The following is a 9,752-nucleotide window of genomic DNA, read 5'->3' on the forward strand; positions in this document are numbered from 1 at the left end:
GCGGCTTCATCGATCGACCAAAGAACGATCCTGGGACGCAAACGCTTTGGGTTGGAATCCAGAGATCCTACGACCTGTCCAACGCATGGAACGCTTTTGGGCCAGGTGCAAAAAATTTTTCAAGCGTCTAACTTATGTGGTACAACGAGCCCAAAGGGAGAGGTAAATCTTGTAAGTCTTTTTCAATCAACAACTTAAAAACTGCACGACCTCAAAATGGGGCGAGGGGAGCCCGGCTTGAGTTTGTGTTGCGCTCGAGCGGCTAAAGCCTGAACTCCAACGGGCGCTGGAGTCGTAGCCTTTAGGCGATCCTGTCTCGCTGGTGACTGTGATCTGGCTTTTTGCGGCTGAAGCCTGAACTCCAACGAGCCGAGCCGGCTCCTTCGTTTGGAAGGGCCGGCTTGGTTGGGATCCGTGGGCTATGCTCGCCTTAGCGGTTGCCGTAGGCGACCGGGCCGCCTTGGTAGCGTGGGTAGGCCGTTAAGTGCTGTGGCTGGCCCGTGCGGACATTGATCACCGTCAAATGCAGTTGACCGCCACTGCTGTTGATCGCTCGCGACAATTCGCCTTTGCACGTTAACGGAACATGGTTCGCCGTCACCAAGATGTCGCCTCGCTCCAATCCGACTGCCGCGGCGGGTGATCCCGGCACGACGCTGTCGATCCGTTGCCCGTACTGCGGCTGAGGGCCTGGACCCGGCACCGGCATGATCCGTGGCTGGACCATCGCAACCGGTCCAAGTGGGCCACCGCCGCCCGATCCCGGCAGCATGACGGTCGAGGTGTAAACGCCAAGGAAGTAAACGGCTGCCGGCTGGCCGGGAGGTGCGATGGGCATCGGCGTCGGCACGACCTGCACTCGGTTTTGTGCCGTCGCGGTCGAAAGGGTCATCAGAGCAGCGAAAAGTGCGGTCAGGATAGCGGTCGTTTTCATCGTTCGGGTTCCTCGAAAGGGAAGGAGAGTGAAGGTGTCGTTTGTGTTTCGTGTGTCGAGCTCGTCTCAACACCCTGACACAGCGGAACCGGGCAAGGAAAAGGGACAAGAAAAATCAGATGTCAGATGTCAGATGTCAGCTCACTGCTCACTGCTCACTGCTCACTGCCTTTACCGATTGCGGGCTTTGATTGCGTTTTGCTTTCCCGAATGTGAAAAATTGATTTGCTTGCCGTGGTCGGCCGCTTTTTTGGTGGATAAGTGGGGGGCGATGGTGGTACCATCGTTTGAAGTACTGTGAATTGGCGTGCGAGCGATTTGGGTGAACTCGCAAGGATCGAAGGCGGCTAAGCCTGAACTCCAACACGCGCTGGAGTCGTAGCCTTTAGGCGATTGCGGTAGGTGTTGGAGTTGTAGCCTTTAGGCGATCTTGTCTTGCTGGTGACTGTGATCTGACTTTTTGCGGCTGAAGCCTGAACTCCAACACTTGCGTTGAACTTTTTTTGTGATGGGAATGACGATGTCGGAACCTTCTTGTTTTGGCGAACAGACGATTGCGATCGAACGCTGCTTGCAGATGCTTCGCGACGGTGATACGGCGGTTCGCGGCGAACTGCTGAATCTGACCCAAGACCGGCTGATCCGTTTGACGGCCAAGATGAAACGCGATTTCCGTGGCGTGGGACGCTGGGAACAGACCGAGGATGTCTTTCAAAATGCTTCGATGCGGCTGTATCAAGCGATGTCTTCGACAAAGATCGACGATACGCGGCATTTTTTTCGTTTGGCCGCACTCCAGATCCGACGCGAGTTGATCGACTTGTGCCGCCACTATCGCGGGCCGCAAGGCCAAGGGGCCAACCATGCCACCCAGCCTCGCGATGCCGGCGCGCTCCAGGACCGCGCCGCAGCCTTCGATCCGGGGGACCCGACGGGGAACCCCGCGGAGCTGCAAGCGTGGAGCGATTTTCACGAATGCGTGGACCAATTGCCTGACCGCGAGCGAGAAGTGTTCGAATTGCTGTGGTACCATGAATTGAAGCAAGACGAGGTGGCGGAGCTGCTGGGGGTTTCAACACGAAGTGTGAAACGACTGTGGCGATCAGCAAGGTTGATGCTGCACGATCGATTGAATGATTCGACCCGACAGAGTATTGCGATTTAAAGAGATTGCGATTCGGAGAGGACGTGTTGTTTTGAAAGGTATGACGGTCATCCCACCGACCGCGATGCGGTTGCAGAATCCGAGCTGCGATCCCTCCAGGATCGGTTCCATCGCGAGGCAACCGTTATCCGTGGGCATCGCTACGCTCAGCCCACGGCTACCCTCTGTGATCCCGTTTGGGATCAACCCACCAACCGCGAGGCGGTCGCAGGACACGGCGATCATCCGGCAACCACCGACCGCGAGGCGGTCGAAGAGGGTAGCCGGGGGTTTGAGCGGAGCGAACACCCCCGGAACCGCAACGCCTGCCAACCGTGAACGACCGCGTGAGCGGTCGCAGAGTCCGAACTGCGATCCCTCCAGGATCGGTTCCATCGCGAGGCAACCGTTATCCGTGGGCATCGCTACGCTCGGCCCACGGCTACCCTCTGTGATCCCCTTCGGGATCAATCCACCGGACCACGACGTGGTCCAAGATGGTAGCCGGGGGTTTGAGCGAAAGCGAACACCCCCGGAACCGAGATCGCCCACACACGCTTTCGACCGCGAAAGCGGTCGCAGACAAATGCATCTGCGATCCCTACAGGATCGGACCATCGTCGTGCAACCGTCATCCGTGGGCATCGCTGCGCTCGGCCCACGGCTACCCTCTGTGATCCCCTTCGGGATCAATCCACCGGACCACGACGTGGTCCAAGATCGTAGCCGGGGGTTTGAGCGAAAGCGAACACCCCCGGAACCGAGATCGCCCACACACGCTTTCGACCGCGAAAGCGGTCGCAGACAAATGCATCTGCGATCCCTCCAGGATCGGACCATCGTCGTACAACCGTCATCCGTGGGCATCGCTACGCTCGGCCCACGGCTACCCTCTGTGATCCCCTTCGGGATCAATCCACCGGACCACGTCGTGGTCCAAGATCGTAGCCGGGGGTTTGAGCGAAAGCGAACACCCCCGGAACCGAGATCGCCCACACACGCTTTCGACCGCGAAAGCGGTCGCAGACAAATGCATCTCCGATCCCTCCAGGATCGGACCATCGTCGTGCAACCGTTATCCGTGGGCATCGCTACGCTCGGCCCACGGCTACCCTCTATGATCCCCTTCGGGATCAATCCCTCCAGGATCGCCCCCATCGTCGTGCAACCGTTATCCGTGGGCATCGCTACGCTCGGCCCACGGCTACCCTCTGTGATCCCCTTCGGGATCAATCCAAACCCACCGACGGCGATGCGGTCGCAACGTACGATGATCATCCCACACCCACCGACCGCGCCATGAGCGAACTCGAAAGCCGTGATCCCGATTCGCTAATCGACGATCTACTGGATCGTTGGGAGGAGGCTCACGAGCGAGGCGAATCGATCTCGGCGGAATCGCTTTGTGCCTCGCATCCCGAATTGTTTGACGAGGTGCGATTGCGGATCGCACAACTGCGAGCGATCGATACCCGAATCGGCAAGGGCCCCCTCGGTACGGGTTTCAAATCTCAGAAGCTGGTTGGCGTCCGATTGCCGGTCCAATCTTCAATCGAAGAATTGGAGTTCTTGCAGCGAGGCGGTCTGGGGGCGGTCTACGTCGGCGAGGACATGTCGGCACATCGCCGTGTGGCGGTCAAGTTCCTGCACCAACACCTGGCGAGCGACCCGGTTTGCCGCGAACGCTTTCGATTGGAAGCCGAAGTGACCGCGCGGCTCGAACACCCCGGAGTGATTCCGCTGTACGGCATCGGCGAAACTTCCGATGGCGATCCGTTCTACGCGATGCGGTTTATCGATGGGCAATCGATGGACGATCTTGTTCGCTCGCTGCACGAACACACGACCGAAACGGCGACGCACCGGATCGAGAACGATCGTCGCTACCGCCAATTGCTGACCCATTTCGTGTCGGTCTGTCAAACGATCGCCTACGCGCACAACCGCGGTATCGTCCATCGCGACATCAAACCCGCCAACGTCATGCTGGGTAAGTACGGTGAAACGATCGTCGTCGATTGGGGATTGGCGATCCCGGTGATCCGTGACGAACCGTTTCGCCAGAGCGGCGAGCAGACGCTGATGCCGGCGCTTTCGAGCGACAGCAGCACGTCGGGCCACGGCGCCGGGACGCCGGTCTACATGAGCCCGGAACAGGCATCGAAATTGGATCCGACACCGGCGAGCGATGTCTATAGCTTGGGGGCAACGCTGTACAAGATCTTGTGCGGCAGACCACCGGTCGACGGTGATTCCTTTGCACAGATCAAACAGCGGGTGATCGATGGAGAATTGACGCCGGTTCGCGAAGTTCGACCGAGCGTCCCTCCGCCACTGGCCTCGATCGCTCACAAGGCACTGAAACTGAAGCCGACCGATCGCTATGCGACCGCATTGAAGATGGCCGAAGATGTCGAGGCCTTTTTGGCGGATGAACCGGTCGCAGCTCACCAGGAATCGTGGGTCGCTCGCTGGATGCGTGTGGCACGCCATCACCGCAGCGCGACACAAACGGCACTGGTGGCATTGGTACTGGGGTCGATCTTGGCCGGATTCGCCTTTTTGACACTGGGGGCCTACGCAACACGCGAAACCTATTTGCGCAAAGATGCCGAAGAGGCTCATACCATTACGGAACGTTTGCGGCGTGAGTCGATGGCGACGTCGGCGAAGTTTTTGGCAAAGTCGATTGGCAACGAAATCGATTTAAGATGGCGTGTGTTGGAGGCGGAAGCCGCCTCGCCGGTGCTTCGGCAATTGATCTTGGATCTGAATGCCAAGATCCCGGAAACGCCGGCCGATCCAAACCGTGACGCCGGAGCACTGCTGTTGAGCGCGTTGGACCCCGAGCGCAGTGAGCTGCAGAATTGGCTACAAGCGAGATACATCGATAACCAACAAGCCGTCAAATCGGATTCGTGGTTTGTGCAAGGCATCGAAGGCACCCAGCTGGCTCGCGTTCGAGCGGGCGACAGCATCGGTCGCAATTTTCGACACCGCGACTACTTTCATGGCCGCGGTCACGATTTGGACTTGAGTACGATCAGCAACGACGCCGACATGCCCAAGCCACTTTCGGGCCGCATCGTCCATATGTCGGCGGCCTATGAAAGCACCAACACGCGAACCTTAAAGGTTTCGTTCTCGGTGCCGATCTACGATGCGGAGGTCGAGAACTATGCGCGACAGCGGATCGGGGTGATGGGGATGTCGGTTGAACTGGGCGATTTTGCGATGGACCCCAACACGTGGTTGATCGACACCCGACCGGATCAGTTTGAAAAACAACGCGGCCTGCTGCTGCAGCACCCCGATTTAGGACAGCGAAGCGAGCGGGATGAGTTGCCGCATTTGAGCGACGCGTGGGTCACGCGAATGTTGCAGTTGCGCCGCCAACGCGCCTACCCCTCCGAAATGGCAGCGCCGCGGACGCTCGAAGAGATGGTGGTCGAGATCGACGATCCGATTCGAGACGAACGGGCGCTTGTAGCGATGGAACCGGTGATGATCCGCGGTCGGTCGGCCGAGGTCGCCGATACCGGATGGATCGTGGTGGTCAGCGAAGCCGAGTAGGGGGGGCCGGATGAACGTGAGTTCGAATGGGCAAGCGACCCCGAAGGAGGCTGGCTTGCCTTTCCCACCCCGGATGCGCTATCCGCGATCTGGGGCTCATGGCTGAAATATCTGCGGCATGAAAGAAAACAGGAATCCGTGTGTCATTTGTCTGCCGTCCCCCACGCTCGCGCGGTCGTGCAGTTTTTAAGTTGTTGATTGAAAAAGACTTACAAGATTTACCTCTCCCTCTGGGAGAGGTCGAGCCTAAGCGAGGGAGAGGGAAAACGGGCTGCGATGACAACATGAAATTCCAGCACTGTTTCTATACCGGCCCTCCCCCTCGCTGCGCTCGACCCCTCCCGCTGCGCGGGCAGGGGTGGTTGGATACCTAAACACTTCAGCAGTCACAACTTAAAAACTGCACGACCTCTCGCGAGGAGAGGGGTTGGAGTTCAGGCTTTAGCCGCTTTTGCTCATTCCGCAATCGCCCGAAGGCTACGACTCCAGCGCACACCCCCTCATCCCCAGCCCTTCTCCCCCGAAAATCGGGGGAGAAGGGAGCCAGCGTGTAGTTGGGTTGACGGCTTGGGTGCGTCCACAGCATTTGCATCAGCCCAGAGCAAGGCGGACAATCGATACGCGAGAGCAAGGGCTTCAGGCGATGGCGGTGTGCGCTGGAGTCGTAGCCTTTAGGCGATCTTGTCTTGCCGTTGACTTTGATCTGGTGACTGAGATCTGACTTTTTGCGGCTGAAGCCTGAACTCCAACATTTTTTTGGCCCCTTTGGCGGTTGGGGTTCGCCTTGCAGAGTGTTCAACCCATTCACACTCACTCTTTGCAGGAGACACCACGATGTTTCAAAACCTACTCTCTAACGCCGTTCGCACGTCCCTTTTCGCCTCACTTGCCGCCTGCTTGATGACGGTCACCGCGAACGCTCAAAGCGCGGGCACGATCGTCGATGTCGGCCCTGGTTTCGCCGGAGCCGATGCCACAGCGGGTGGCATGTGGACGCATACCGACACGGACTCACGCGTCGGACCGGGCGGAAGCATGGGTCGCGGCTTGGCGATCGGTGCGGGACCGAACGGATTGTCCCTGTCGCATTCGATCGGCGTGAACCACGGCGGCGTCGGAGTGGGACATAATTTCAATCTGTCGATCGGACAAAATGGCACGCATGTCAGCCACGGTGGCGTCCGGACGATCGGCGGTAATTCGCGAGTGATCGCGGGCGGCGGCACCCAACAAACGTTCGGAGGCATTTCGGGCGGCAGCAACGTGACGGGATTCGGAAACCATACCCATACTCACACCGGTGCCCGGACCCGTCGGTTCTTCCGCCGCTGGTAAGCCACCTCCCCAATCCATCGCCCGTTCCTTTCGGAAGGGGCATCAAACCTCAGCCCTCGACTTCGCAAAAACCATCTCTCTTTCAAGGAAACCCAATCATGTATCGCCTCGCTACCCTCGCTGTTGCTGCAATCACCACCGTGACTCTTTGCTGTGCTCAGCCACCTCTGTTCGATTCATCGGGCCAAGTCGACGTGGATTCGATTCGCCGCCAAGTCATGTCAGGCATGCCTGTCGGGCCAGCCAACGGCAACGCCCCGATCTTTGGGATGCCCCCCAAAACCACTCCCTGCCAAACTTGGGGAATCCAAGTGATGAAGGTCCCGGCACTGTTCACCCAATGCCACGACTTGCTGGCAAACGGCAACGGATTGCTGGTCGTTAAGGTTGCGAAAGGATCTGCGGCAGATCGGGCTGGCATCGAAGCCGGTATGGTGATGCTGTCGATTGACTCGCAGGACCTGAGCCGCATCCAAGATGTTCGCCCCGTGCATGACGGTGCCACCGTCGAGCTGTTGACCGAAAAAGGGCTACGAACCGCGGTAGTTGAATTGGCGACCATGTCACGAGCCTATTCGTCGGCATCGAGCCCATCGTTACCGAACACGGCGTTGTCGAACACAGGCGAGAGCGTGTCGGTCAGCAACGTGAACGGCCAGATTCGCATCCAAGCGACCTTGATGACGTCCCGCGGAGCGGAAACAATCGACATCCAAGGCAACCGGAACGATGTCGATCGACAGATCGATGCGTTGCCAGCGGAGATTGCTGACCAACTTCGCCGCAAGGTGAGTTATTAAGCGGCCAACCGCCAGGCCCTCTCCCCGAAAGTGGTCGTGCAGTTATTAAGTTGTGACTGCTGCAAAGTTTAGATATCCGACCCCTGCCCGCGCCGCGGGAGGGGTCGAGCGCTGCGAGGGGGAGGGCCAGTATAGATACCGTGCTGGAATTTCATGCTGTCATCGCAGCCCGTTTTCCCTCTCCCTCGCTTAGGCTCGACCTCTCCCAGAGGGAGAGGTAAATCTTGTAAGTCTTTTTCAATCAATAACTTAAGAACTGCACGAACTCAACGGGGCGAGGGCAGCTCGGTTCGATTTGAATGGACACAGACCAAGTGCAAAAAAAAGCCCAAGCACAAAAAAAATGACCTGCCATCCCAAAACGGTGGCAGGTCAAATTTTGAGTAGGCCCAACAACGTTTGGATTAACGTTTGCTGAACTGGACGCCTCGACGGGCACCGCGTAGACCTGGCTTCTTACGCTCTTTCATTCGCGAATCTCGCGTCAAGTAGCTGCCTTCACGAAGCGGCTCATGGAGCGTTTCGTCATAGCTGACCAAAGCCCGTGCAAGGCCCATACGAACCGCACCACTTTGCCCGGTCATGCCACCACCACCGACTCGCACCAAAACGTCGACTTGGTCGGCCAGTGAAACGGCGTCAAGCGTCGCGATGATGCTCGCTTGGTCTTGAGCATTCACAAAGTACTCGTTCAACGGCTTTGAATTGATGGTCACGTTGCCGCTTCCGGCACGCACGCGTACTCGAGCAACGCTACTCTTACGACGCCCGGTGCCGAGCGCATCTCCGTTGATTTTGTCCTTCTTTACAGCGACCATAGATTCAAAATGGGGGTGGAGGTGTTTTGTGGAATGGTTTCGTGGTTCTGCGGAACTTAGAACTTAGGCGTTGGCGGCGTTGGCCTTCTTGCCCACTCGCTTCATCTCAACCGGCTGTTGAGCCGAATGAGGGTGCTCGGGACCCGCGTAGATTTTCAGTTTGGACAACATTTGGGTCGCCAATTTGTTCTTGGGCAACATGCGGCGGACGGCATGGTAGATCAGATCTTCGGGCTTGCGTTCTTGACGGTCCGCATAGCTTTCCAAGCGGAGCCCGGGGTGGCCGGTGTACCACGTGTAGTGGCGTGCTTCCATTTTTCGCCCGGTCATCGCCACTTTGTCGGCGTTGATGACGACAACGAAGTCACCACAATCGACGTGCGGCGTGTATTCAGGACGGTGTTTTCCCATCAAATACACGGCGATGTCACTCGCCAATCGGCCGAGCACTTCGTCATTTGCATCGACGAGATGCCACTTTTTTGCCACTTGGTCGGGCTTGGCCATGAATGTTCGTTGAGCGACCACGAGCTTGTCTTTTTCAGTATCGGGAACAAATGGATGATTGTTTTTCGGGATTCGCCGCGCAATGCTGACGCGAGCGAATCGAGGAATTTATAGCCCGGAGCGGTTAGGGGCAAGGCCTTTTGGGGTGAAATGGTCGCGATTTGTCCTCATTTTGCCACCGCTTCGAGGCCTAGCGCGTTGTCCCGATTAAAAATGAGGGTGAGACCGGACGGCTCGCGCCGTTCCGCTACAAGTTTTAGCGGCAGGGGCGCAAGCCCTCCGGTCCCTCGAACCCTAAAATGAAAGATTGACAAAGCACTAGCGAGGAGAATCGGCCTGGCCCAGGATCGCCCAGCGGCGGGTTTCCATTCGCGAGATCGTCGCCGGATGTCAGGGGCGGGCGGGATGAGCCAAATGCTGTGGACCTGTCCAAGTGGCAAGCCGAAATCGAGTTGAATTGGGACGATCTGCTGGAATAGGGCTCCCCTCGCCACGCGTGGAGAGGGGTTGGGGGTGGCCTGTCAAAAATATTGTTGACCTTCAATCCTGGCAATCCTGGAAGAATCCTGGCTCCCCTCGCCCCTCTTTTAGGGGAGAGGGGCCGGGGGTGAGGGGTTCGGAACACCAACATTGACCCTGAT

At 58.1% G+C, this 9,752-nt stretch carries 7 protein-coding genes; 4 read left to right on the plus strand and 3 right to left on the minus strand.

Annotation, left to right across the window (positions count from 1 at the left end; translation table 11 throughout):
* Positions 1-430: 430 nt before the first annotated feature.
* Positions 431-934: a PDZ domain-containing protein gene (locus tag Poly41_RS33350; RefSeq protein WP_146531701.1), complete on the minus strand. Its 504-nt coding sequence runs from the start codon at positions 932-934 to the stop codon at positions 431-433.
* A 520-nt stretch (positions 935-1,454) separates the two neighbouring features.
* On the opposite strand from Poly41_RS33350, the gene Poly41_RS33355 reads away from it, so the two are divergent.
* The 4 genes from Poly41_RS33355 (at position 1,455) to Poly41_RS33370 (ending at position 7,786) form a co-directional block, all read left to right on the plus strand.
* Positions 1,455-2,099, plus strand: a complete 645-nt coding sequence (locus tag Poly41_RS33355; protein WP_197231989.1) for a sigma-70 family RNA polymerase sigma factor — start codon at positions 1,455-1,457, stop codon at positions 2,097-2,099.
* Between the two features lie 1,278 nt (positions 2,100-3,377).
* Complete coding sequence (locus Poly41_RS33360) at positions 3,378-5,651, plus strand: protein kinase domain-containing protein (protein WP_146531703.1); 2,274 nt, start codon at positions 3,378-3,380, stop codon at positions 5,649-5,651.
* A gap of 834 nt (positions 5,652-6,485) precedes the next feature.
* Positions 6,486-6,986 (plus strand): hypothetical protein, encoded by a 501-nt coding sequence (locus Poly41_RS33365; RefSeq protein ID WP_146531704.1) that lies wholly within the window; start codon positions 6,486-6,488, stop codon positions 6,984-6,986.
* 98 nt (positions 6,987-7,084) lie between these two features.
* A complete protein-coding gene (locus Poly41_RS33370; RefSeq protein ID WP_146531705.1) occupies positions 7,085-7,786 on the plus strand; it encodes a Do family serine endopeptidase in 702 nt (233 codons plus the stop codon).
* A 404-nt stretch (positions 7,787-8,190) separates the two neighbouring features.
* On the opposite strand, the gene rpsI is transcribed toward Poly41_RS33370, so the two are convergent.
* On the minus strand, positions 8,191-8,604 hold the full coding sequence (gene rpsI / locus Poly41_RS33375; RefSeq protein WP_146531706.1) for a 30S ribosomal protein S9: 414 nt from the start codon (positions 8,602-8,604) through the stop codon (positions 8,191-8,193).
* A 63-nt stretch (positions 8,605-8,667) separates the two neighbouring features.
* Positions 8,668-9,111, minus strand: coding sequence for a 50S ribosomal protein L13 (rplM, locus tag Poly41_RS33380; RefSeq protein ID WP_146531707.1), 444 nt, complete (start codon positions 9,109-9,111; stop codon positions 8,668-8,670).
* Positions 9,112-9,752: the final 641 nt, after the last annotated feature.

This window comes from Novipirellula artificiosorum (assembly GCF_007860135.1).
GTDB lineage: Bacteria > Planctomycetota > Planctomycetia > Pirellulales > Pirellulaceae > Novipirellula_A > Novipirellula_A artificiosorum.